The organism is Alkalihalophilus lindianensis (genome assembly GCF_032843265.1).
Lineage (GTDB): Bacteria > Bacillota > Bacilli > Bacillales > Bacillaceae_D > Alkalihalophilus > Alkalihalophilus lindianensis.
Genome location: NZ_JAWJBA010000596.1, coordinates 1 through 258, shown reverse-complemented (window position 1 = coordinate 258; position 258 = coordinate 1). Strand labels below are relative to the sequence as shown.

Below are 258 nucleotides of genomic sequence, written 5' to 3'. Positions count from 1 at the left end.
CAATGGCAGACGCCCTTAAAACGGGAAATATCGGGGTAATGGATTATTTGAACTTCCAAAATATTTCTGCTGATACCGATATGAGAGGATCAATCGGGAAATTATCAGGTGATACGAAAGGTGACAAGTAAACTGATTATTTCTTGATTGTAACAGAAAGAGGTGGCCAAAATGGAGGCACTATTTTTGATTATTTTGATTGGGATCCTCTCAAGCCTTTTTGGCAAAAGGAAAACAGGTGGACAGACTCAAAGAAAA

1 protein-coding gene is annotated in these 258 nt (G+C 38.4%); it reads left to right on the top strand.

Annotated elements, in window-relative coordinates:
• Positions 1-131: flotillin-like FloA family protein (locus RYX56_RS23565; RefSeq protein ID WP_317124281.1), on the top strand; the 131-nt coding region annotated here is incomplete at its 5' end.
• Positions 132-258 lie beyond the last annotated feature (127 nt).